Source organism: Sporosarcina sp. ZBG7A, assembly GCF_000813425.1.
Lineage (GTDB): Bacteria > Bacillota > Bacilli > Bacillales_A > Planococcaceae > Sporosarcina.
Genome location: NZ_JWIB01000015.1, coordinates 49,927 through 73,441 on the forward strand (window position 1 = coordinate 49,927; position 23,515 = coordinate 73,441).

27 protein-coding genes and 2 riboswitches are annotated in these 23,515 nt (G+C 43.1%); of the genes, 18 read left to right on the plus strand and 9 right to left on the minus strand.

The features are described from left to right. Positions 1-92: 92 nt before the first annotated feature. Entirely contained in the window at positions 93-284 is a 192-nt protein-coding gene (locus tag RL70_RS06640) for a CsbD family protein (protein ID WP_039042634.1), read from the minus strand. A gap of 218 nt (positions 285-502) precedes the next feature. On the opposite strand from RL70_RS06640, the gene RL70_RS06645 reads away from it, so the two are divergent. Further along, positions 503-910 carry a hypothetical protein gene (locus RL70_RS06645; RefSeq protein WP_039042635.1) on the plus strand — a complete coding sequence of 136 codons (408 nt, stop codon included), beginning with the start codon at positions 503-505 and terminating at the stop codon, positions 908-910. Between the two features lie 34 nt (positions 911-944). Here the strand turns inward: RL70_RS06645 and RL70_RS06650 are convergent, their stop codons facing one another. Both RL70_RS06650 and RL70_RS18290 read right to left on the minus strand, forming a co-directional pair. Next, positions 945-1,760 carry a flagellin gene (locus RL70_RS06650; RefSeq protein ID WP_039042636.1) on the minus strand — a complete coding sequence of 272 codons (816 nt, stop codon included), beginning with the start codon at positions 1,758-1,760 and terminating at the stop codon, positions 945-947. Between the two features lie 106 nt (positions 1,761-1,866). Further along, positions 1,867-1,989 carry a hypothetical protein gene (locus tag RL70_RS18290; protein WP_255352964.1) on the minus strand — a complete coding sequence of 41 codons (123 nt, stop codon included), beginning with the start codon at positions 1,987-1,989 and terminating at the stop codon, positions 1,867-1,869. Between the two features lie 176 nt (positions 1,990-2,165). Between RL70_RS18290 and RL70_RS06655 the strand changes: the two genes are divergently transcribed. From RL70_RS06655 to RL70_RS06680, 6 genes are all read left to right on the plus strand, one after another. Continuing rightward, the gene (locus tag RL70_RS06655; protein ID WP_052245818.1) at positions 2,166-2,975 is read left to right on the plus strand and encodes a polyphosphate polymerase domain-containing protein; all 810 of its coding nucleotides are present in this window, start codon (positions 2,166-2,168) and stop codon (positions 2,973-2,975) included. After that, the gene (locus tag RL70_RS06660) at positions 2,944-3,627 is read left to right on the plus strand and encodes a DUF4956 domain-containing protein (RefSeq protein WP_025785253.1); all 684 of its coding nucleotides are present in this window, start codon (positions 2,944-2,946) and stop codon (positions 3,625-3,627) included. Before RL70_RS06655 ends, RL70_RS06660 begins: the two co-directional genes overlap by 32 nt. 129 nt (positions 3,628-3,756) lie before the next feature. Further along, the gene (locus RL70_RS06665; protein WP_039042637.1) at positions 3,757-4,836 is read left to right on the plus strand and encodes an AI-2E family transporter; all 1,080 of its coding nucleotides are present in this window, start codon (positions 3,757-3,759) and stop codon (positions 4,834-4,836) included. Positions 4,837-4,928: 92 nt separating this feature from the next. Further along, positions 4,929-5,753, plus strand: a complete 825-nt coding sequence (locus RL70_RS06670) for an ABC transporter permease (RefSeq protein WP_369795205.1) — start codon at positions 4,929-4,931, stop codon at positions 5,751-5,753. 4 nt (positions 5,754-5,757) lie between these two features. Continuing rightward, complete coding sequence (locus RL70_RS06675) at positions 5,758-6,531, plus strand: ABC transporter ATP-binding protein (protein WP_039042639.1); 774 nt, start codon at positions 5,758-5,760, stop codon at positions 6,529-6,531. A gap of 27 nt (positions 6,532-6,558) precedes the next feature. Beyond that, a complete protein-coding gene (locus RL70_RS06680) occupies positions 6,559-7,647 on the plus strand; it encodes an ABC transporter substrate-binding protein (RefSeq protein WP_039042743.1) in 1,089 nt (362 codons plus the stop codon). A 50-nt stretch (positions 7,648-7,697) separates the two neighbouring features. Here RL70_RS06680 and RL70_RS06685 read toward each other — a convergent pair whose 3' ends face one another. The 3 genes from RL70_RS06685 to RL70_RS06695 all read right to left on the minus strand — a co-directional run bounded on the left by RL70_RS06685 (position 7,698) and on the right by RL70_RS06695 (position 10,252). Next, positions 7,698-8,663 (minus strand): multidrug resistance efflux transporter family protein, encoded by a 966-nt coding sequence (locus tag RL70_RS06685; RefSeq protein ID WP_039042640.1) that lies wholly within the window; start codon positions 8,661-8,663, stop codon positions 7,698-7,700. Positions 8,664-8,675: 12 nt separating this feature from the next. Beyond that, positions 8,676-9,902: a peptidase T gene (gene pepT / locus RL70_RS06690; protein ID WP_039042744.1), complete on the minus strand. Its 1,227-nt coding sequence runs from the start codon at positions 9,900-9,902 to the stop codon at positions 8,676-8,678. Between the two features lie 128 nt (positions 9,903-10,030). Further along, positions 10,031-10,252, minus strand: coding sequence for a DUF2187 family protein (locus tag RL70_RS06695; RefSeq protein WP_039042641.1), 222 nt, complete (start codon positions 10,250-10,252; stop codon positions 10,031-10,033). Positions 10,253-10,496: 244 nt separating this feature from the next. On the opposite strand from RL70_RS06695, the gene RL70_RS06700 reads away from it, so the two are divergent. From RL70_RS06700 to RL70_RS06710, 3 genes are all read left to right on the plus strand, one after another. Continuing rightward, entirely contained in the window at positions 10,497-10,763 is a 267-nt protein-coding gene (locus RL70_RS06700) for a metal-sensitive transcriptional regulator (protein ID WP_039042642.1), read from the plus strand. Between the two features lie 139 nt (positions 10,764-10,902). After that, on the plus strand, positions 10,903-11,838 hold the full coding sequence (locus RL70_RS17240) for a hypothetical protein (protein WP_052245819.1): 936 nt from the start codon (positions 10,903-10,905) through the stop codon (positions 11,836-11,838). Positions 11,839-12,187: 349 nt separating this feature from the next. After that, positions 12,188-12,302: riboswitch (SAM riboswitch) on the plus strand. A 114-nt stretch (positions 12,303-12,416) separates the two neighbouring features. Beyond that, a complete protein-coding gene (locus RL70_RS06710; RefSeq protein ID WP_039042643.1) occupies positions 12,417-13,706 on the plus strand; it encodes an O-acetylhomoserine aminocarboxypropyltransferase/cysteine synthase family protein in 1,290 nt (429 codons plus the stop codon). 46 nt (positions 13,707-13,752) lie between these two features. On the opposite strand, the gene RL70_RS06715 is transcribed toward RL70_RS06710, so the two are convergent. The 3 genes from RL70_RS06715 to RL70_RS06730 form a co-directional block, all read right to left on the minus strand. Continuing rightward, positions 13,753-15,252 (minus strand): BCCT family transporter, encoded by a 1,500-nt coding sequence (locus RL70_RS06715; protein ID WP_039042644.1) that lies wholly within the window; start codon positions 15,250-15,252, stop codon positions 13,753-13,755. Between the two features lie 659 nt (positions 15,253-15,911). After that, positions 15,912-16,142: an excisionase family DNA-binding protein gene (locus RL70_RS06725; RefSeq protein ID WP_025783163.1), complete on the minus strand. Its 231-nt coding sequence runs from the start codon at positions 16,140-16,142 to the stop codon at positions 15,912-15,914. Positions 16,143-16,155: 13 nt separating this feature from the next. Beyond that, the gene (locus tag RL70_RS06730; protein WP_039042646.1) at positions 16,156-16,641 is read right to left on the minus strand and encodes a QueT transporter family protein; all 486 of its coding nucleotides are present in this window, start codon (positions 16,639-16,641) and stop codon (positions 16,156-16,158) included. 8 nt (positions 16,642-16,649) lie between these two features. After that, positions 16,650-16,694, minus strand: a riboswitch (PreQ1 riboswitch). Positions 16,695-16,814: 120 nt separating this feature from the next. Here RL70_RS06730 and RL70_RS06735 point away from each other — a divergent pair. The 8 genes from RL70_RS06735 to RL70_RS06770 all read left to right on the plus strand — a co-directional run bounded on the left by RL70_RS06735 (position 16,815) and on the right by RL70_RS06770 (position 23,490). Then, the gene (locus tag RL70_RS06735) at positions 16,815-18,182 is read left to right on the plus strand and encodes a sigma-54-dependent Fis family transcriptional regulator (RefSeq protein WP_052245820.1); all 1,368 of its coding nucleotides are present in this window, start codon (positions 16,815-16,817) and stop codon (positions 18,180-18,182) included. A gap of 118 nt (positions 18,183-18,300) precedes the next feature. After that, positions 18,301-19,638 (plus strand): branched-chain amino acid transport system II carrier protein, encoded by a 1,338-nt coding sequence (brnQ, locus tag RL70_RS06740; RefSeq protein WP_039042647.1) that lies wholly within the window; start codon positions 18,301-18,303, stop codon positions 19,636-19,638. Positions 19,639-19,798: 160 nt separating this feature from the next. Continuing rightward, positions 19,799-20,023, plus strand: coding sequence for a KGG domain-containing protein (locus RL70_RS06745; RefSeq protein WP_039042648.1), 225 nt, complete (start codon positions 19,799-19,801; stop codon positions 20,021-20,023). Positions 20,024-20,281: 258 nt separating this feature from the next. Then, positions 20,282-20,611: a four-helix bundle copper-binding protein gene (locus tag RL70_RS06750; protein ID WP_039042649.1), complete on the plus strand. Its 330-nt coding sequence runs from the start codon at positions 20,282-20,284 to the stop codon at positions 20,609-20,611. Between the two features lie 150 nt (positions 20,612-20,761). Continuing rightward, positions 20,762-21,154 carry a GntR family transcriptional regulator gene (locus RL70_RS06755; RefSeq protein WP_369795206.1) on the plus strand — a complete coding sequence of 131 codons (393 nt, stop codon included), beginning with the start codon at positions 20,762-20,764 and terminating at the stop codon, positions 21,152-21,154. Then, a complete protein-coding gene (locus tag RL70_RS06760; protein WP_039042651.1) occupies positions 21,151-22,047 on the plus strand; it encodes an ATP-binding cassette domain-containing protein in 897 nt (298 codons plus the stop codon). The genes RL70_RS06755 and RL70_RS06760 overlap by 4 nt, the downstream gene beginning before the upstream one ends. Beyond that, positions 22,031-22,786: a hypothetical protein gene (locus RL70_RS06765; protein ID WP_039042652.1), complete on the plus strand. Its 756-nt coding sequence runs from the start codon at positions 22,031-22,033 to the stop codon at positions 22,784-22,786. Before RL70_RS06760 ends, RL70_RS06765 begins: the two co-directional genes overlap by 17 nt. Then, positions 22,783-23,490: a hypothetical protein gene (locus RL70_RS06770; RefSeq protein WP_039042653.1), complete on the plus strand. Its 708-nt coding sequence runs from the start codon at positions 22,783-22,785 to the stop codon at positions 23,488-23,490. The genes RL70_RS06765 and RL70_RS06770 overlap by 4 nt, the downstream gene beginning before the upstream one ends. Positions 23,491-23,515: the final 25 nt, after the last annotated feature.

Below are 23,515 nucleotides of genomic sequence, written 5' to 3' on the forward strand. Positions count from 1 at the left end.
ATATACTGAGAGCTGTATACAGTTTGAGATTCTGTTAACCTCATAAAAAAAGTTGCTAGCACGTCAGAAATACCCGACGTGCTAGCAACTCATTACTTCACTCGATTACGATCGTCTTTCATTTCGCCGACTTTCTCTTGTGCATTCCCTTTCATCTTATCCAACTTACCTTCTGCTTGTTTTTTAGTATCGCCTGTAGCATTTCCGTATTGGTCTTTTGCCTCACCTTTAGCTTTGTTCACTGCGCCTTTTACTTTGTCTGAAAAACCATGATCTTGACTCATCAAAAAACCTCCTCGTAATATATAGTTATTTCATACCCCTGCAGTGAATAGGTTAAACACATATTAATATGGGGTATAGATACTACCGACTAACAGAGTCGTAGGAGAATGCGCCTTCACTCTTAATGCGAAATAGGACAAACCATGTCTATTGAAAATGTCTAATAATTTGTATACTAATAGATATACATTGTTACGAACTCTTCGGAGGTGATCAGATGATTCGCAGAGGAAGATTCGCCCGCTGGAATGAGAAGGAATACGAGATTAGTTCTAGAAACAAACAAATCTACTTAGCGACTACAGATTCAGATGAACTACAAAATGGTTTCAAACACATGGGGGGGTCAACGGCTTCACTGCTTAGAGCAGTTGAGGTGAAGGAGCTGGATGACGCTTATGAAATCGTACCTTATGCAATACTGGACGGACATCGATTTGCGATTGAAGGAATTGATTCTCATACCGGGATGGTGAAACTTGTGACGAACAACGCATTTACCTTAAAAAAAATAAAAGTACTTCCATACGGAAGCGATGAGTACATGATTGAACTGCCACTTCATAGCATTACTGTAGAAGAAGACCGCATTCCGATTCTTGGTTTTGAAAATCGGTTCGTCTAAAAACCCGTCACGCCTCTTCACAGGCGGACGGGTTTTACTGTTTCAACAACTGCAACACAGACTGAGCTTGCTGCATATGAAGAGACAATACATACTGTCCCACTTGAGCAAGTAAATTCGCCTTTGTCAGTGCCATCATTTCTTTTGCGATATCGGCATCTCGAATTCGGGATTCAGCACTGGTCAGATTTTCTTCCATTGTCACAGCGTTGTTATACGCGTGTTCTAATCGGTTGCTGATTGCACCGAGCCTACCGCGTTCGGATGAAACAGTTTGAACGGCCTTATCCAAAATTCCAATTGCTTTTTCTGCATCTTCTTGAGTCGCAATCGAAACGTCGTCAAGTCCTAGAGATGTCGAACTCATTGAATTGATACCAACAGAGATTGTTTGTCCCGCGTTCGCCCCTACTTGGATTTTTAAGTCTGTCTGAGAGCCATCAAGTAGTGGTTTTGTATTGAATTCCGTGTCTTTAGATGTGCGTTGAATTTCCTTTTTAAGCTGCTGAAACTCCTCGTCTAACATCTTACGGTCTTCATCAGTCAATGTTCCATTAGAAGCTTGAACACTCAACTCACGCATGCGTTGCAACATGGAATGCGTCTCATCCAGAGCTCCTTCAGCTGTTTGAATAAGCGAGATCCCATCCTGAATGTTGCGCTGAGCCATAGCCAATCCTCTTATTTGACCTCGCATTTTTTCTGAAATTGCAAGACCCGCAGGATCATCTGCCGCACTGTTAATGCGTAAACCCGTGGAAAGACGGCGCATGGACATAGCTGCAAGAGAATGCTGAGTATTCATGTTACGAATGACCATAAGTCCGGTTGATTGCCATTGACCGAGCACAGAAATCACCTTCCTTTTATGTAATATCGGTTAATAATCTGAATTGTTAATACAAAAAGCAGCCAGGGATATCCCCCAGCTGCCTATGGCGAATCTATAGCAGAGCTTACTTTGAAGTACTGCTTCCTGCGAATGAGTCAAACTGCTTCATCATCTTATTCCTGGATTCTTCGTTGCGCATTAAGTACGCAACGCCAAGACCGAGAGCCACTAGTGCCGTCTTTTTCATAATGAAACACTCCTCCTCATATACATTCGATTCTTCTATAACCTACCCACAATCGACGAAAGTATACAAAAAATTCACGTTCTCATCATTTTCTAATGCATCCTTCAGAGAGTTCACATTTCAATCTTGTAAAGTCGTCTTTACAAAGAGAAAACAATTGAAGAGGAGGAACTGATGTGGCGATTGAAATCTTTAGCAGAAAAGAACAGAAGTATTTAGTCACACGCCATCAATATGAAGAATTGGTAGAACGTATTGGACCTAAAATGCGGAATGATAAAAATGGAACGGAAGGGAGATATTCCGTTACTAGTCTTTACTTCGACAGTCCGGACAAATCGATTTATTTTGAGACCAAAAATAAATTGAAGTATCGCCAAAAACTGCGATTACGTGTGTATGACGAGGCAGATTTGAACAGCACTGCTTTTTTTGAAGTGAAGCAGAAACACAAAAAAGTGGTCAACAAACGTCGGATGTTGTTGCCACTGGGAGAAGCTTACCGTTACCTAGAAGGTGAAATTAAAGAAGATCTGTCAGATATTAATACGTCCAATCGACAAGTTATGAAGGAAATTGACTATTTTCGAAAATATTATAACTTGAAACCCGAAATGGTCGTCAGTTATAGCCGTCACGCATTGCATGGGGTGACAGACCCTGAACTACGCATAACGTTCGATTTCGACTTAAAGTGTCGAAAAGACGATTTACATATCGAGAACGGGCCTTATGGAAACCACTTCATCGACTCTGACCTTGTTGTGCTAGAAGTGAAAGTGGATCACGCGGTGCCACTTTGGCTTGCGCGTATCTTACAGGACTTGAACTGTGAGCAACGTAGTGCATCGAAGTTCTGTACGAGTACGGAGTTATTAGACGGTGAAGTTTTGCCGCAAACAGGATATACGGAGCCAAAAGAATTAGAACAACCAACAATTGGAGGAATGGAAGATGGATCAGATCACGAGCTTGTTTACATCTAATGGATTAGAAGGTGCACCAACAATTTGGATGAGTTTGGCTGCAATGGCATTAGCATTTGTTCTTAGTTTAGTCATTACGAAAGTGTACCAAATCACGTTTACAGGAGAACGCTATTCACAAGCGTTTGTCCATACAATCATTATGATGAGTGTTGTCGTGTCAGTTGTGATGAACGTAGTGAGTGATAATGCAGGAGTTGCGTTTGGGTTGTTCGCTGTTTTCTCCCTTATCCGCTTCCGAAGTGCCGTCACAAACGCGAAAGACATTTCATACATTTTCTTCGGTCTATGTGTAGGGATGACAGCAGGATTGTTCCAGTTCCCACTCGCAATTGTGTTAACACTGTTCGCGAGTTTGATCTTCTACTTATTGTACAAAGTCGATTACGGCAAAGGAAAAGATACACAGCTGCTGAAAGTGACTGTACCTGAAAACTTGAACCACGAAAGCTTGTTGGATGACATTTTGGATGAAAAAACAGACTTTTATCAGCTTCGCCAAGTTGAAACAACAAATCTTGGTACGATGATCTTATATACATTCGCTATCCGAAGCAAAGTTGACACGAAAGACCAAGTACTCCTTGATGCAATTCGTGAACGCAATGCCAACTTGAAAGTATCGCTCTCCTACTTGGAAATGCGCGACTAACAAAAAAGGGGTCATTCCTTCTATAAAGGGATGATCTCTTTTTGGTTTTTTCTGCGTTAGACACCATGCACGGAAAATCGTATACTAATAACAACTAAACAATATAGTAATTGGAAAGGAGGCTGTGTCTTGACGAAGAAACTGTGGTTTCAATCAGGCGTCGCCATTTTACTAGCGTTATTGATTATTAAATTCTTTTTAGAAATCAATTATATCTTTGCGCCAGTCGGTATTATTGCCAAAGCCATCATCCTTCCTCTTGTTCTGGGTGGTGTGCTGTATTACATGACCGAACCGATTCAACGTTTTCTTGAAAAGCGGAAAGTGCCGAGATGGGGAAGTATTCTTATCATTTTCGTCATCTTAATAGGCGGGGTTTATGCGTTCTCTGCAGTTGTCGGTCCTCCTGTCGCAAATGAGGTTAACAAATTAATCGACAATGGCCCAACGATTGCAAAAGAATTGACCCATTTAACAGACGTGGCGCTCGAACAGAAGAGAGATTTACCTCCAAAGCTTGAGGAATCACTTAACAGTGCAGCAGATAAAATACAGTCGTATGCGTTGAAATTTGGTGGGTGGATTGTTTCGTTCTTACAATCATTCGTTCAAGCGATTGTCTTGCTTGTGCTTGTACCTTTCTTCTTCGTCTTCATGTTGAAAGATCATGAGAAGCTCGCGCCTAAAATATACAACTATTTCAGTGGCAAGCGACGAGAGTGGGTAAAGAAAACCATTCATGATATTGATCATGTGTTACGCAGCTACATTCAAGGTCAATTTTTAATCAGTGCGATTCTCGCGACGATTATTTTAATCGGCTATTGGATTATCGGCCTGCAATATGCACTGCTCATTGCGATTTTTACGTTATTCATGAACTTGGTTCCGTTCATCGGACCGTGGATCGCTGTGGTGCCTGCGATTCTCATCGCATTTACACAAGATCCGAAATTGGTCATTTGGGTTGCTGTCATCACTTTAATCGCCAACCAAGTGGACAGTAACTTCATTACTCCGAATGTAATGGGGAAATCTCTCGACATTCACCCGCTTACCGTCATCACCCTGCTACTTGCAGCAGGTAATATCGCAGGATTTGTCGGAATTATCGTAGCTGTGCCTGTATATGGGGTAGCTAAAGTAATTGTCACAAATATTTATGCAGCACGACAAGATATTAAGAAGACCGCCACGAAAACGGTTTAGAATAGCCTCCGCCTCCTTTACTAGGATGCGGAGGTTTTTTATATAATTGCCCACCCAGCCTAGTAGGCCGGTGCATAGATTGAGGTGAGGTGGTGAAAGTGACTCAATCAGGTAAAATTGTGCAAGATCCTGTGCGTGTAGAACGAGCAGAATGGAAGCGTCAGCAAACGAAAGCACGACTGCAACAACTGCTCACAATTGTCTCTCCAGTTTTTTTACTTGTGCTATGGGAAGTCCTATCTCGAACCGGTGTCATGGATATCCGTTTCTTCCCACCACCGTCCGCAATCTTGCAAACGTTCTGGGAACTGCTAGTTAGCGGCGCAATTGCAGAACATGTTGGTGTCTCTCTGTATCGTATTGCGCTAGGATTTCTCGCAGGAGTGATTCCGGGAATCATTATCGGTTTGATGATGGGGCTATTTACTCCGATCCGGCACTTTGTTTCGCCGCTCGTGATGGCGCTCATGCCGATTCCGACACTCGCGTTACTTCCGATTATCATTATTCTATTCGGGATTGGAGATCTGTCGAAAGTCATCACAATCGCAGGAAGTGTATTCTTCCCAGTCGTCATCAATACCGCTGCGGGTGTTCTTAACATCGACAAAATTTACTTAGATGTTGCAAATAACTACGGGGCGAGTAAGTCCCAATTCTTTTTCAAAATCGCACTGCCTGGCGCGCTTCCGGTTATGCTAGAAGGCATTCAGATGGGGCAGGCGATTGCGCTATTAACAATAGTAGCTGCAGAAATGATGGGTGCAACATCGGGTATCGGCTATCTGATTTGGACGTCGTACAAAGCATTTTTACTCCAAAATATGTTTGTCGGGTTGATCATGATTTCGTTCTTTGGTTATTTGTTCTCATTGCTGTTGAGGGGTCTTCAGAAAAAACTGCTGCCATGGAGGTGAACAGATGCCCCCTAAAATTGAAATTAACGATTTGACGAAAGTGTTTGTGAAGAAAACAGGAAGTGTGACAGCACTGCAAAATATCTCTATGACAATTGAAGACGGCGAGTTTGTCTGTCTGGTCGGACCGAGTGGCTGTGGTAAAACTACACTACTACGCATTTTAGCAGGACTTGAGAAACACAGCGCAGGGAACTTTAAGATTAACGCTGAACAGTCGAAGCGCCCGTTGCAATCCATGGTGTTTCAAGAAAAAGGGATTTTACCTTGGATGACAGTCCAAGACAACGTCGCGTTCGGTCTTGCAATGCGAAAAGCTCCGAAAGACATCATTGCGAAGCAGACCGCTTATTATTTGGAGAAAACCGGTCTCACACAATTTGCGAGTCTGTATCCAAGTGAATTGTCCGGAGGCATGAAGCAACGTGTCAGTATTGCACGTGCGTTTGCAAATGATCCGGAAATCTTGTTGATGGATGAACCTTTTGCTGCTTTAGATGAACAAAATAAGTTTATCCTTCAAGAAGAGTTATTGAGTATTTGGGCAGAAACGAAAAAAACGGTGCTGTTCATAACGCATAGTATCGACGAAGCACTCATGCTAAGTGATCGAATTTTACTCATGAGTGCACAGCCGGGGCAAATCATTCAGGAAGTTCGGATTGACCGACCCCGACCACGTAAAATCGAAGAAATTCGGAAAGATCCAGAACTGGCAGCGCAGTTTGTCGACATCTGGCAGCATCTACAAAAAGAAGTGCAGAAATCGAGAACATGACGAAAGGGGAAGCGTGTGAAACAGCGGATGAAGGTAGGTTGGCTTGCAGTTGTATTAGGTGTTGCCGTTGTACTTGGAGGATGCGCGGAGAAAGAACCAGCGAAGCCTGAACCGGTTACAAAGCCGAGCGAAGGAGCTGAAACAGGTCAGCTTTCGCCGCTCGAAAAACGGACGAAAGTCGTCATCGCAGAAGATGGGGCAGCGTCCGGAGCTGGATTTTATATTGCGAAAGAACGCGGATATTTCGATGACTACAACATTGACGTGGAATTCACTGATTTTGCTAATAGTGATGATATGCTTCCAGCACTTGCCGCTGGAGAAGTCTCGATTGCTGGTGGGGTTTCTACTGCTTCCTTCTTCAACGCAATCGCTCAAGGGATCGACGTGCGAATCATTGCAGACAAAGGCCACAACATGCCGGGCGAATCGTATTTTTCTTTCGTCATCGGTAATCACATGAAAGACGTCATCAAAGACTATCCAGATTTTAAAGGTAAAAAGATTGCAGTCTCATCACGCAATTCGATTGATGGATACATCTACGAGGAAATGTTGAAGCATGCGGGTCTCACAGAGGAAGATGTGGAATATGTCCACATCGCAGATTTCGGCGCAATGCTCGGTGCGATTGACTCTGGAACAATCGATGCTGCACTCAATATAGAGCCATTGATCGCACAGGGGATTGACAAAGGATTCCACGTACGTTTTGGAGACGCGACGGACTATGCTCCAGAATCCCAGATTGCAATGGTACTCGCATCGCCACAGTTCATGGAGGATGAAGAATTATCTATTCGCTTCATGGCTGCCTATTTAAAAGGAGTTCGGGATTATAACGACGCGTTTTTCGAAGAGGTAGACGAGGATGCGATCATCGACATCATGGTGGAGCATACTGCGCTTAAAGATAAAGAGTTATGGGATAAGGTTTTTGTAACGGGGCTCGATCCAGATGGCAAGATGTTCGTGGATGATATTCAAAAGCAATATGAGATGTATAAAGCGAACGGTGCGATTATTGGAGATATCGATTTCAATAAAGCAATTGATACATCTCTAGCAGAAGAAGCAGTTGAATTACTTGGGGAATATGAGGCTGCTACGAAGTAATAAAACAGACTGTCCGAAACGTCAGGTTGTCTGACGTTCGGGCAGTATTTTTATGGATTTTCTAGTAATGCGCGTTTTGCAGCGACAGCAGTTTGCCAACTATGAAGGGACATGCCAATAATAATGACTGCGATGCCTACTAAAGAAATTGGACCAGGGAGCATCAAGTTAAGTAGAAGCATTTCACCTACCATCGCAAATATGAGCTCAAGTGACTGTGTCGCCTCAACTGCAGCAAGCCGTCCCTGATCATGTTGAACTAGATCGGTTGCCATGAAAAATAGGGTCGTCGCAATGACACCTGAACTCACCCCGACAACAAATGACTGACCGAGCTGGCTCCAAGAAGGGAGTCCCACTGTTGCCCAAGCATAAATCGCAAGTGCAATCCAAATGGGCAACGTCATTAGTGTCATCGCAAGTACCCGCTGAAACGTATCAAGTGATCCACCCAATAGTTCCATCATTTTGCGATTGCCAAGTGGATAAGCAAAGGCTGCAATTAGGACAGGTAGTGTTCCAAATGCGAGGGCTTTCCCTGAAACTGACTGTGCATGAGGGATTTGTATCAAGACCACTCCCGCAAGTATGACCAGTGATATCAAAAGCGAGGGTAGGGGGATCCGTTGTCTAACACGATGCTTGCCTTCAGCCGTTTCTACAGTTAGGAAAAAGAGTGGTGCTAGTAGAACGCCCGCAACAATTGTTAATTGCCACGTCCCTGCAAGCAGCCAACCCGGGGCGTATGCTGCTGAAAAGGTTAAAGGGCCATAAAATAACACAAACGCGACAAAACTCCATGCGAAAAAGGGCCACGGTTTGGCAGTCATTTCACGCTTGACCGCCCCGAGCCCTTTTCGCGCAAAGACAATAGCAAAGAGAAACGGAACCATGAAGAAATAGCGGAGTGACGCGCTCCACATCCAGCTGCCTCCAGATAATTCCATTGAGCGGTTTAGTACAAATGTAACCGCAAAAAAGACAGCGGCGAGTACGCCAAGCCAAATCCCTTTCATGGTAACGCCTCCTTATGCACGAGATTCGTATAATTTTACAGCCTCAATGATGACTTGTGCCGCTTTTTCCATCGTTTCTGCAGAAACAAACTCGTAGCGACCATGGAAATTTTCTCCTCCAGCAAAAATATTAGGTGTTGGTATGCCCATATAGGAAAGCTGAGATCCGTCAGTACCGCCCCGGATTGGTTCAATTATTGGAGAAATGCCTAATTTGTTGAATGCTTCCGAAATGATATCGACGATTTCCATATGCGGCTCAATCTTCTCGCCCATATTGAAGTATTGGTCTTCCAATTCAAGTTCAATCGCGTCTACGCCATAATCCGATTGCATCTGAGCAACTGTATCGAAAAACAGTTTCTTGCGTGATTCATACGTTTCCTTGTCGAAATCACGAATAATATAGTCTAATACGGTCTTTTCAACAGAACCTTGAATGTCCATTAAGTGGATGAATCCTTCGCGTCCATCCGTTAGCTCAGGGATTTCTAAGCCAGGCATTGCTGCTTGGAATTCTTGTGCACGTAAGATGGAGTTCACCATTTTCCCTTTTGCAGTACCGGGGTGGACGTTCGTTCCTTTGAACGTAACACGTGCCCCGGCTGCATTGAAACTTTCATATTGCAACTCACCAAGTGGGCCACCGTCCATTGTATACGCAAAGTCTACGCCAAAAGCATCCACGTTAAATAGGTGTGGGCCACGTCCGATTTCTTCATCAGGTGTGAAAGCAACACGTAATTTGCCATGCTTCACTTCGGGATGCTCTTGGAAATAAGCCATCGCCGTCATGATTTCGGCAACACCGGCTTTATCATCAGCACCAAGTAGTGTCGTACCATCGGTTGTGATCAACGTCTGTCCGATATAGTTTTGAAGCTCAGGGAAGCGACTAACAGAGAGGACCGTGTTTTCATTCAAAACCAGGTCACTGCCGTCATAGTTGTCATGGCGCTGTGGATTCACATTTTTACCCGTGAAATCAGGTGATGTATCAACGTGCGCTAAGAATCCGATTACAGGGATCTCTTTGTCTGTATTCGCAGGAAGTGTTGCGAACAAGTAGCCGTTCTCATCGAGCGTAATGTCTTCCATACCTAGTGTTGTGAGCTCTTCCTTCAATAGATGTAACAAATCCCATTGGTTAGTGGTGGAAGGAGTTGTAGAACTCTTTTCATCAGACTCAGTGTCAATCTTTGCATAGCGGATGAATCGTTCCAATAGTTGTTCTTTCATCACGTCAAAAAATCCCCTTTCAATTCTATGTACTTGAGAGTCACCTCATGCAATCTGGGAATTAGGCAGACGACAAAACCGACAGAACTGGTGTGATCTGTCGGAGGTTGAAGTCGGTGCTCTCTAGATTATTCGACTGTATAATTTTTGTGAGCGACAACCGTCAGTGTGGATGCTGCTCCAATCAGATCGGCGTCCTCTTCAGAAATTTCTACAATAACGGAGTTTTCTAAGATCTTGTGGATTGCCCCTAAAACGAAAACATCATTACGAGTGAACGAAATTTTTTCGCCAATTTTACGTGCTGCGATAAAATCAGAGACAGGATGCTCTTTACGCGGAAAAGCCAAACGAATCCCTCCTCTAGTCTGTTTCGATATCTTTCGTATTGTGAAGACCCATGGCCATTCAGAAAAACAGACAGTGTGTTGTGCGGTTGGCCCGGTGGTTTGGAACATAAAAAATTGTAATACTTCCATAAGTATAGCATAATTCGAACAATTTCGCGCTTTTCTTGTCGAAAGAGGTGGAATTGATTGACCTTATACCAGAAGGGGTATATTATGAACGTAGTTAAGAGAGGTGGCCAGATCCATGGAATACGATGCAAAGGTAGTCAATCGTTTAAAACGAATAGAAGGTCAAATTCGCGGTGTCCTACGGATGATTGAGGCTGGTGATGAATGCAAAGACGTCATTACACAGTTGTCTGCGTCTCGCTCAGGAATCGATAGGACCATCGGGTTAATTGTGAGTACGAATCTGATTGCCTGTATGGAAAACGAAGAGCTTTCGGATAATCCGCAAGCAAAGGAGACGCTTGTAAAAGAAGCTGTCGACTTATTAGTAAAGAGCCGCTAACTGCAGGCTCTTTTTTTGTGGGCTGAAAAATTAAAACCTTCTTACAGTTTTCTCATCAAGTCCTAATAATCATCTCAGAGTCCTCTCAGACTGTGGGGTTATGATATAAGTATCCCAAAAGGAAAAGGAGAGGAACAAGATGAAAAAGACATTGATCACAGCAGTAAGCGCACTACTTATTTCCGCAGGAGGTGCGAACGCAGCGACATTTGCACATGCAGATCAAAACGCAGATGCACAAAGCTCATACGCACACGTACAACACAACTCGAACTACGGTCAGCAAGTAAACCAAGACATCACAGGTCTGGAAGAGTACGCATCAGTTGCTTCCGTCATCGACCCAACTAGCTTCACTACACGTGTTACTGAAGACAACGTGTCCAACCGGGTAATTCTTTTCTCTGATAACTACGGTCGTACACAGTACAAGAGTGTCTTCGTGAAAAAGACAGGACTTCTGAAAGTCATCAACTTAAAAGGTGGCGGTGTTGTCCTTGAAACGACTGTGAAAGCAGATGCACCACAAAAACCAGAAGTGAAGCCTGAGCAGCCGGGAAGTGCTATTAGCAATCTCCCTGAGTACAAAACACTGGCTTCAGCAGTAGACTTGACTGCTTTGACACCTGTCATCGTATCAGACAACTACAATAACCGTACGATCCTATTGAAAGATGCGAACGGTCAGGGACAATATAAGAGTGTCTTCGTGAAAAAGACAGGTCTATTAAAAGTCATTAACCTAAAAGGCCAAGGAGTTGTCATTGAAACAGTCGTAAAAGAAGACGCAGCAACACCAGCTCCAGAAGCGAAACCAGAGCAAAAGCCTGAAGCGAAACCTGAACAGCCTGCAAGCACAATCAGTAGCCTGCCTGAATACAACACACTCGCAGCTCACGTTGACCTAAGCACGCTCACACCAGTAGTTGTCTCTGATAACTACAACAATCGCACAATCCTATTGAAAGATGCAAACGGACGCGAGCAATTCAAAAGCATCTACGTGAAACGCACAAACATGCTCAAAATCATCAACCTAAAAGGCGGCCAAATCTTCTACGGCGCAGCTCAATAATCAATTCTTACCTGCAGACCGAAGTCTACCAAGACTTTGGTTTGCGGGTTTTCTATCTCTTTCTTCTCTTTACCTGTTTCATGTGGTTCGTTGTCATATTAGGATCCGTTGATTGTAGTGGAAGACGGCGACTCCGGAGGGATGCTAATGGAAACAACCTAAGTTCGCGGCGTCCTGCCGCAACGGTTGCATGACCTACATCCTGTAGGCCCGCGTCCGACAGTAGTGGAAATCAACCCCGTAATAGTGTTGATTGCAAAACTATCAAATAATTTAGATTTAACTGTTGACTTTCTATTTTCAACCAAGTATACTCAGTTCCAAGATGGAAAACTGAATAAGTCACAAACTCTTATCAAGAGCGGCGGAGGGACTAGGCCCTGCGATGCCCGGCAACCGGCAAGCTTACCAGCTTGCAAAGGTGCTACTTCCTACAGATCTATTATGGATCTGAAAGATAAGGGGAAGTGCCAGCAATGGCAGATCCTCTTCTATAGGTAGAAGGGGATCTTTTTAGTTTCCCCATCACCCGTCCGGTGTGCGCAGTTCCATCAATCTAATTTCCGGAGGTTATGTAAATGACAAATTTTCAACCCGAAACACTTTTGCTGCACGGTGGTCAAGAACCCGATCCAACAACTGGTTCACGAGCTCTTCCTATCCACAGAACCACATCATTCGTATTTCGTGACACGGACCACGCCAAAAACCTTTTTGCACTGCAAGAAGCTGGCAACATCTACACACGTATCACGAATCCGACAGTCGCTGTATTTGAAGAGCGCATTGCGTTACTCGAAGGAGGCGCTGCAGCCGTTGCACTCTCATCTGGTATGGCGGCCATCGCGTTCTCAATCTTGAATATTGCAGAAGCTGGTGACGAAATCATTGCAGCAGCCAACCTTTACGGCGGAACGTACAACTTATTTGCCACAACGCTGCCGAAGTACGGGATAACTGTAAAATTTGTCGACTCAACTGATCCGGAAAACTTCCGTAGTGCTATTACGGAAAAGACAAAAGGTATATTTGCTGAAACAATCGGTAACCCGAGCTTACAAGTGCTCGATATCGAAAAGGTTGCATCGATTGCACACGAAAGTGGCGTTCCACTTTTAATCGACAATACATTTGCGTCCCCATACGGATGCAATCCGATTGAATTTGGGGCTGACGTTGTTATCCACTCTGCCACTAAATGGATTGGTGGTCACGGAACAACGATTGGCGGCGTAGTGGTAGATGCAGGAAAGCTCGATTGGACGCAAGGCAGATTCCCTGCTTTCACAGAAGCGGACGAATCGTATCACGGATTACGCTACGGCATCGACACGGCAGGCGCTGCATTTGCGACAAAACTCCGTGTCCAAGGACTTCGTGATTTCGGTCCATGCCTCGATCCTGACAGTGCATTCAACTTCCTACAAGGCTTGGAGACGCTTCATTTGCGAATCCAACGTCACGGAGAAAACGCACAAAAGGTCGCACAATTCCTGAAAGAGCATCCATCTGTTGAATGGGTTACCTACACGGGTCTCAACGACCACCCTACAGCAGAACTTGCCAAGAAGTATTTGAAAAATGGAGCAGGGTCCATTATTGTTTTCGGAATTAAAGGCGGGCGTGATGCAGGACGCCGTGTGATCGACAACGTTGCTGTTTGGTCACACGTAGCGAATGTTGGAGATGCAAAGTCGCTAATTATCCATCCGGCTTCAACAACGCACCAACAGCTTTCTGGCGAAGACTTGAAAAATTCAGGTGTTACTGAGGAACTCATCCGTCTCTCAGTGGGACTTGAATCAGCAGACGATATCATTGCTGATCTAGCACAAGCGATTGAGAAGGCAGCTCCCGTTAACGTATAATTACAGAAAAAACACCCGAGTCCTCATTTGGATTCGGGTGTTTCGTTTATTTATGTCTAGGGTGTTTGTTGTGTTTCAAATCTTTTTGCAACTCTTTGAAAAGGGCCGTCACCATAAACAGGATGATGAACGAAAACGGAAGGGCTGCGATAATTATCGTATTCTGCAGGGCGGAAAGACCACCAACAGATAGTAAAATAACCGCAATTCCGGATTGGATTAATCCCCAAATCATTTTCACACTGTTAGGTGGGGTTAACGAGCCATAAGTCGACTGCATCCCAAGTACAAAGGTCGCTGAATCCGCCGATGTGATGAAGAACGACGTAACCAGTAAGATTGCAAACGCAGATGTTAGTGTGGACCAAGGCAACTGGCTAAACATCTGGAAAATCACAAGTTCCGTATCAACGGATGCAAGATCCGCGACGCCGGACTTCTGAATTTCAATCGCAGTTGTCCCGAAAGCTGAGAACCAGATGAAACTAAGAATACTTGGAGCAAGCAATACACCCACCATGAATTCACGAATCGTACGGCCTTTTGAAACACGGGCGATAAACATACTGACGAATGGAGCCCAAGAAATCCACCAAGCCCAGTAGAAGATTGTCCAAGTGTCTAGCCATTCACGATTTCCAGCATTCAGTGGAGCGGTACTTAAACTCAAGTCGATGAAATGAGAGATATAACCTCCGACTGAATCTGTAAAGATGTTCATAATTAGCAAAGTAGGTCCTAAAATAAGCATGAACCCAAGTAATGCCAGAGCTAGTACAAGATTCGTATTAGACAAGTAGCGTATTCCTTTACTTAGTCCTGACCACGCAGACATGATGAACAAAACGGTAACTATTGAAATGATAATGAATTGGGACCGTATGCCGATTTCAAACCCAAACAAATAGTTCAGGCCGGCATTAATTTGAACAGCGCCAAAGCCGAGAGACGTGGCCACGCCGAATGACGTTGCAAAGACTGCGAGAACATCGATCATTGTTCCCCATGGCCCTTTCATTTTGTCGCCAAAAATCGGCTTCAGTGTTGCTGAAATTAATCCTGGTTCCCCTTTTCGGAATTGGAAATACGCTAAGCACAGCGCAACGATTCCGTATAGTGCCCAAATGTGGATTCCATAATGAAGAAAAGTTTGACGCATGGATTCTTTGAAAGCCGCATTCGTTCCAGGCTCTGCAGTTGCTGGGCTAATAGCGAAATGTGAAAGTGGTTCAGCCGCGCCATAGAAGACGAGTCCGATTCCCATTCCAGCTGAAAATAGCATTGCGATCCAGGTAATTGTGGAGAATTGTGGACGATCTGTGTCTTTTCCCAATCGAATTTTTCCGTACGGGCTAAAGATTAAGTAGATACTGACGCCAACTAATAGCGTCATTAATAACATATAGTACCAACCGAATGCAGTGGACACGAAGTTTTTCACGATGCCAGTTCCCGCTTCAAAACGCTCTGGATCAATGACACCGTAGCCAACGGCCAAGACGATTAGACCAATCGTTATATAGAAGACATTTGATATTTTTCTCATGGTTCCCCCTTAGCGACGATAGTTTTCATAAGCAGTTTACCACTATACTATTGATTTTGAAGAAGTGCAACCGTATAGCTAGCGCGCCCCAGGGGAGTTCTAAGCTTATGGATTGTTTCTATTATTTACAGTATTCAATGAAGGTAAACCTGAAAGCGAGCGTTTCGCGAAATAAAGTTTAGTAATTGTCACAAAGGTACGTGGGGTGATCATAAACTGGGGGAAGTGATCATAAAGCATGAAAAGTGCTCATAAATCGTGGAAAGTGATCATAAAGTATGGAAAGTGCTCATAAAGTATGGAAAGTGCTCATAAACTTAGGAGAGTGATCATAAAGGATGAAAAATGCTCATAAACTCAGGAGAGTGATCATAAAGCATGAAAAATCATCATAAACTGGGGGAAGTAATCATAAAGCATGGAAAATGCTCATAAACGTGGGAAAGTGCTCATAAATCTCGTTGGGCGAGTAGTAGCCCAAAAAAAATAAGCGTAGCGCAACCAATTAATCCCTTAAAGTACTTGAATTGTGTCCCATTGCCGATCCCACTCCCGACAATTGTGATTCTTCTATTGAAACTGCTCATCCCCATCCCCATCACTACATACCCACAAAAAAACTGCGAAGTCATCAGCATGCCTGATAACTCCGCAGTTTTTCAATCTTCATCTTTAATATCACGATCGGGTGGTATTGGTTCACTACGCCATTCGTCTATTTGTTGCTTAAGTTGCTCTAATTGTTCGAAGTAAAGACCAAATTGTCCTTCATTGATCAAAAACTGAGTACCGTCGTGGACTGAACGAATTCGCTTGTCCAACACATATTGTCGGACTTGTTCAACGGGCATACCGAGTTTGACAGCTGTCTCTTCAATCGTCAGGTACATACTTCATCCTCCGTCAAATCAATTTTGAGAGTGATATCCGTTTATTCAATGTATGCATAAGTGGAATTCCGATTGCCATGACAATGAATTCACTGATGGCAAGATAACCCCAAGTAATCCAGAATGGGAAGCCGAGCACTAAATGTAGTTGCCAAGAGATGATGCACATTGTTGTCGTGAAGACGGCTGTATTGACCATCATCCGTATCACAGGGCTAGAGATTTTCTTTACAAGAAAAATTGTGATACTTAATGAGATAATCGTATGGCCAACACCAAATAGAAGGTCAATTGGGCCGACTTCGGATAATAGTAAGTTTGACACAAAGACACCGATGACGATGCCTGCGAAATATTTTTTGTTGAAGACGACCAGATGGTTAAAGATTTCAGCTAGACGGAACTGAATGTTCGTAAAGCCGAAAGGGGCTAAGACAATCATAACGGCCACGTAAAGTGCGCCAATGATGCCGCTTACTGCGAGTGTTCTTGTTTTCATTTCGTATAAGCTCCTTAGTTTTTTTTCGTGGGAGGATTTCGAACCACGTAATTTGAACGCTTCTCAGTTTAGCACTTTATAATGGGTTCGTACAGTGGACAATAGGGATTGTTAGCATGGATATTGTCAGGTACACTTACAAGTAAAACAGCTTTAGGAACAGGAGGAGCTGTATGAATCATTTAGGTGATGGCCAGTTGGATTTGCTGGCGGGCTATGATAATGTCTTGGTCGTGAACGATCTAGGAGAGACCCTTTACTATGACGTTGCAGATTTGTCGATTCTCGTGAAGCTCGGGCACCGTCCTGAAGATTTCATCGGGCAAAATATACTGAGTTTTTACACGAATTTAGATGCGTCGAATAGTACTGTCATGACGGTACTTCGAACAGGACAAGCAATGACAAATGTTGAGCAGCGTCTAATTACGAAAACAGGAAGTTCGTATACATGTAAAAGTTCCACGTATCCTATTGAGGACGTTGGGACAATAATTGGAGCAATTGAATTTTCTACCCATTATTTTGACAAAGAGGATCTCAAGCATGTTGAGGCCTATGCTGGACATCCCATGTACAGGAAAAATGGTACACAATATACAATCGATGACATAATTGCGACGAGTCCGTTTATGGCTAGTTTAAAAGAAAGACTGCCGCGATTAGCTAAAAGTGACACGAGTATTTTACTATATGGAAAAACAGGAACAGGAAAAAATGTAATTGCTCAAAGCATTCACAACCTAAGCGAGCGTTTTGCAAGCCCTTTTGTGACTCTAGACTGCGGGGGACTCGTAGGGGAAGCGGTAGAACGTGTGTTGTTTGGAGTAGAGAATCAGAACGCGCTATCTATTCCTGGTATTTTTGAAAAAGCAGATGGAGGAACGTTGTTTTTAGATGAAATCAATGTGCTGCCGCTAGAAATGCAAGCCCGTTTGTTGAAAGTAATCGGAGACAAGAGAGTCCGTCGTGTCGGAGGAACTGAAGAGATTTCGGTCAATTTACGGATTATATCAGCGATGAACGAAAATCCTGAAGAATTGATCCAAAATAAGCAGCTGCGTGAAGATTTTTATTATCGACTGGCAGTGTTAAAAGTGAAATTACCGGAGCTGAAGGATCGACAGGAGGATATCCAACCATTCATTGATTATTTTATCCAGTTTTACAACAATCGAATGGATATGCATGTAACGGAGTTGGAGAACGAGCTGAAAAATCTCTTTTTTGCTTATAATTGGCCAGGGAACATTCGTGAACTTCGCAATGTAATTGAAGCGGCTTTCCATCAAGTTAATGGTAGGACGATTACTGCTGAAGACGTTCCGCTTATAGGAAATCTGCAGACAGAGCTTTCAGAAACGGCCAATCAACCGATACATACAGGGAATTTACGTGACGCCATGGATGAGTTTGAACGTGTGCTCATTCAAAATGAATATAAAAAGGCAGATGGAGTTCTCGCGGAAACAGCAAGACAACTTGGGGTTTCAAAGCAGTCGTTGAAATACAAACTCGACAAATACGGATTGCGTACATGAATTTTTACGAGGAGGGGAAAATTTTCCCCTCTTTTTTTGTTTTCAGGAAACTGTTTATAATGATTATAACAAATATTAAAACTTTAAATTGAAAGCGATTACAAAAGGAGTGTTATAAGTGAGCCGTCGAGTTTCCCATATATTCATATTAGGATTTGCTCTGTTTGCCCTATATTTTGGTGCGGGAAATTTAATATTTCCTCCTTCCATCGGACTTGAAAGTGGATCAGAATGGATTTCATCCCTACTTGGATTTTCATTAACAGGTATTGTGCTTCCGTTACTTGCTGTATTCGCTATTTTGCAAGCTGATGGAAAGTTTGAAAACTTGACGAAACCAATTAGTCCATGGTTCTATGCGGTATTCAATTTGTTGTTGATGGTTGGAATTGGTGTTTTTGTCACAATACCGAGAATGGCAGCCACCACGCATGAACTAGGAGTTGGAGCTCTCTTCCCAGGTGTTCCGTCATTTGTTACAATCATCGTATTTTTTGTGATTACATTCTTCTTTGCAAAAGATGCTTCTAATGTAATTGATCGGATTGGACGTTATTTGACACCAGTCATGGTTGCCCTTCTTTTGTTCATTGTCGGAAAAGGAATTTTTTCACCTCTTGGCACGCCGACGGATACAGGTATTACGCAAGCGTTTTCGAAAGCATTTGTAAATGCCTACCAGACGGGAGATGTGATTACTGGAATCTTATGTGCCCCAATTTTCATTTTGGCAATTCGACACTATGGTTATACAGGTAAAGAGGCTAAGAGTATTGCGGTAAAATCCATCGTGATTGCTGCAATGGGCTTACTGATTGTTTATGGTGGATTACTTTATATTAGTGCGGGTGCGACTTCCCTATTTCCGGCAAAGGTTGAGAGTACCATGCTCGTGAAGGAACTGATTAGTCGTCTTCTAGGCGGGGGTGGGGCTGTAGCGCTCGCCATTGTAATTGCACTTGCTTGTCTGACGTCAACAATCGGGGTTGTCGCGGTTATTGCAGAGTTTTTGAAGAAGTTAGTTCGTGAACGCATCGGATATACTGCGTGGGTAGCAATTATTTGCACCATTTCAGCATCGATAGCAACATTAGGTGTTGAAAGAATTGTGGATTATACGATGTGGATATTTACATTACTGTATCCGATTGCAATCGTTCTAGTCATGTTGGGGATTTTCCATAAATCTATACCGAGTGCTGGAATCTATAGAGGTGCAATTTTAATGACTTTCATCGTCAGTGCGCTCGAGACACTAGCTGGATTTGGAATCGGAAAAGATTTCATCCTAACAACTCTCGGCTATCTGCCGTTAGGGACTAGTGGATTTGCATGGCTCGTTCCTGCGATTGTAGGTGGGATTGTCGGATATGGATTAGATCGGTTCTTCGGAGTTAAAAAGCAGGTCTTATCACAAGCCGTAATGGATGAAAGTAGTACGGAAAGTGGTAACTAACCCTTACTTCAGCCTCCGGGTTTATATCGCAAAATAATAAACGTAAACCACACTGTTAAGTATACAGTGTGGTTTTTCTCGCTCGACAAGTTTGTTCCAAGAAGAACTGGGAATATAGTCAATAACTATAAACAGAATTATTACGTTGGGAGGACTGAAGATGACAAACCAAGAGAATAAGGAAAAAATGTCGAGAGAAGAAGCAGGGCGCATGGGTGGGAAAGCGACGTCAAAGAAGTATGATAAAGAATTTTATCAAGAAATTGGAAAAAAGGGTGGAGAAGCAACCGCTCAGAATCATGGTAAGGAATTCTATGAGGAAATTGGACAAAAGGGTGGCGTAGCTCGCGCAGAACATAGGAGTAACAAAACGGACAGCAACTAATGCATTGGTGAAGTTTTAGAATTTCAATTTCTACTATCGGATAAAATAGTGAGGCGGAGCGTCACATGTGCACGTACACTATTTAAATGAAGAACCTTTAAAATAAATCTCGATTGATGTTTTCTTCAAAGCGGGAAGGGAACATATAAAAAAGAGTACAACCCAAAAGGCAGACAGTTGGTGCATATCACTTCCATCCTCACTAGACGGAGCATATGTCCGCGACTGGCTGCCTATCTTATTGAAGGAGGAATTCATATGACCCCTCAACACTATCAAGAATGCCTCAAAGCGTGTATGGAATGCCTAGAATCCTGTAACAATTGCTTCGATGCTTGCTTAAAAGAAGATGATGTAAAAATGATGGCAGAATGCATACGACTGGATCGGGAATGCGCAGACATCTGTGCATACGCTGTTCAAGCGATGACACGTAACAGTCCATTTGCGAAAGAGATTTGTCAGCTATGTGCTTACATTTGTGACCATTGTGCAGAAGAGTGTGGCAAGCATGACCACGATCATTGTCAACGTTGTGCGGAAGCATGTAAGAAATGTGCGGATGCTTGCCGTAAGATGATGGCCTAATTCACGGCGGGACCAGTCAGATTCCTCAAACACAAAAAATATTTCAAGAGAGCATGCCTTTTTTCGACAGGTATGCTTTTTGTGTTGCAATTATCTGAATTAACACGTATAGTACATTACAACAGTAATGTACTATGTAGCGTGAAGGGAGTGACGGTTTTGCATGACGTAGACGGAGAAAAGCCGATTTATATACAAATTGCCGATTGGCTAGAGAATGCAATCATCGATGGCACATTGCAGGTCGATGAAAAAGTCTATTCACAATATCAGCTGGCGGAACTTTTTACCATCAACCCTGCAACTGCGGGAAAGGGGCTGACGATTTTGCTGGAAGCGGAACTTGTCTACAAAAAACGAGGGCTTGGAATGTTTGTCGCACCCGATGCTCAAGAAAAACTCCGCGCCAAAAGGAAAGAACAAACACTTCTGCAGATAGTTCAAGATTTACTCAACGAAGCGAGTCTCCTCAACATCGGTACTGACGAACTAAACCAGATAATCGAAAAAGAACGGAAGCAACGAAAGGGGGACCAGACATGACGGTAATATCTATGAAACACGTCAGTAAAAACTATTCTAGAATCGCTGCATTAACCGACTTAACTGTCAAAATTGAAGAAAATGTCATTACAGGTATTGTGGGAAGAAATGGTGCGGGAAAAACGACATTGCTTAAAATGATTGCAGGATTTCAGAAGGCAACAAAAGGTGAATTGCGTGTATTCGATGAAAACCCATTCAGAAGCCTGCTCGTCTCTGCTAATTCTATCTACATCGATGATGCAATGAGTTATCCAGGTTCGATGAAACTGCACGAACTGCTCGATGAATTCAATCGGTTTTACGCAAATTGGAACGAAGAACTTGCGGTTCGTCTTATGGAATACTTTTCAATTCCGCTGAACTCGCGGCACCGGTTTTTATCAAAAGGAAAACGAAGTACGTTCAACGCAATCGTCGGGATTGCGGCACGTTGTCCCCTCACGATTTTCGATGAACCTACGACAGGAATGGATACAGCAGCGCGCAATGACTTCTATCGCGCCTTACTGAAGGACTACATTGCGTTCCCGCGAACCATTTTGTTGTCCAGTCACTATATCGATGAAATGAAAGACGTGCTGGAAGACTTACTCGTAATCCATCGAAAGCGGATTCGCTATCATGGATCGATTTCTGACTTGCAAGAGGCACACTTATCGCTACGAGGATCATCTGAACAATTGTCAGGATCCACGTTAGGGAAAATCATAGTGTCTAAAACAACGAGAGGTCTGCAAGAAGAGTGGATTGTGGAAAATGACTTTTCGGATGCAGAACGTGCAGAACTCAACCGACAGGGTATTACTAATACAACCGTTTCACTGAATGATGCATACTTAGCCTTGACGGAACAGCCCAGAGGAGGGATTGACGATGTCTTTAACGCATAGAACGATGGGTGAAGTTGTGAAACAGCAGTTTTTGTTTAAGTTGAGAAGCAATGCGGCAGTAATTACGGTTTTATTTGTAATGCAAGCTGTTGTTTGGGGACTTATGATCGGCGGAGCAAACACGGGATTGAGTATGTCAACGTTTGAACTTAGGTGGAACTTAATCACTAACGATGGGGTTGTGATAGCTAGTCTGTTATGGGCGCTAGTAGTTGGGGTAATACTGACGACCCCTGGGCAGCGAAATGCTTCTTTTACATATGTGTCATCTCCGGTTACAGAGAACCTAGCGAATTTTTGTTTCTTTGGCCTTGCAGCGATAATTGCTGGGGTAACCACAGTTTTGTCGGGCAGTGTTATGAAATTAGTGGTGTTCATGAAAGATGGAAACAGCATAATCGAAACGGGGGGATTAATTGCAGCACCGTTGGATTTCTTTTCACGCATAGTAGTTATGATTTTATACACATTGTTAATTATGGTTGTAGTTTATACTTTTATGCTTTTTGTTCAAATGAATCGCTTGATGATTGTCCCAATCGTTCTATTGGTGTTACTTAGTACTAAATCGGGTGTTTTTGACCTTCTGGGTATTGAGGGGAATATGGGTACCTTATTTGACTTTTTCTATAAGGAATCCTCCTTCTGGTTGTTTTTAGTAAAAACAGGCGTAGTAATGGTAATAGTAAGCATTCTTAGCTTCTTTCCTTCTTCCCGAATTGAGGTGAAACAGTCATGACAGCAATTGAATCAGTTCTACCGATAATTGCTGTTATCTTGCTGTTTTTAGTTGTCTGGGGGATTCAGCGTGCGTTGCAAAATCGCTTTACGAGAAAGACTCATTATAAAGTAATAATTGGATATATAACATTTTTGCTCGTTGCGTTGATTGTCACAGAAATCTTAGAACAGACAACAAGTTTGAATCTGCCACGGATAACATCACAAGAAAAGGTGGATGTAGGAAGAGCCATATTATCAGATAAATCTATCCCGAAAAACCAGTTGGTTACTGAACGAACCCATGAGGTAGATGGCAAATTATCAATAAAGGCTGAACAACGTGAATACGAAACTATCTTTTATATAGAAAGATCATTCGAGAATGGAAATACCGTGACTGAGCGTGTTTATAAACCAAGTTTGACAATTGGAGATGGTGGAAATGGGGGCAAGAGCTATGATTTGTCCCAATATGTAAAAGTTAGTTTGCCGGTATGGAAAGGACAAGAAGTGGTAATGCCATTTCAATCCAAGCAGGAACTCTTTATCTCTGCATACCGAGACTCTATATTCATTAGTCAATTAACAAGTAACCAGGTTGGCAATCTTTATGGGGGTTCCGAGATGAGTTACGGTATTGTTCATCTTATCATTCCGGAAAACATTGAACTGGATATTCAATTAGCCCCCGATTACTATGTAGAGGTTCCTAGAGATTAACAAACAATAATGCCCCCCGTTTTTA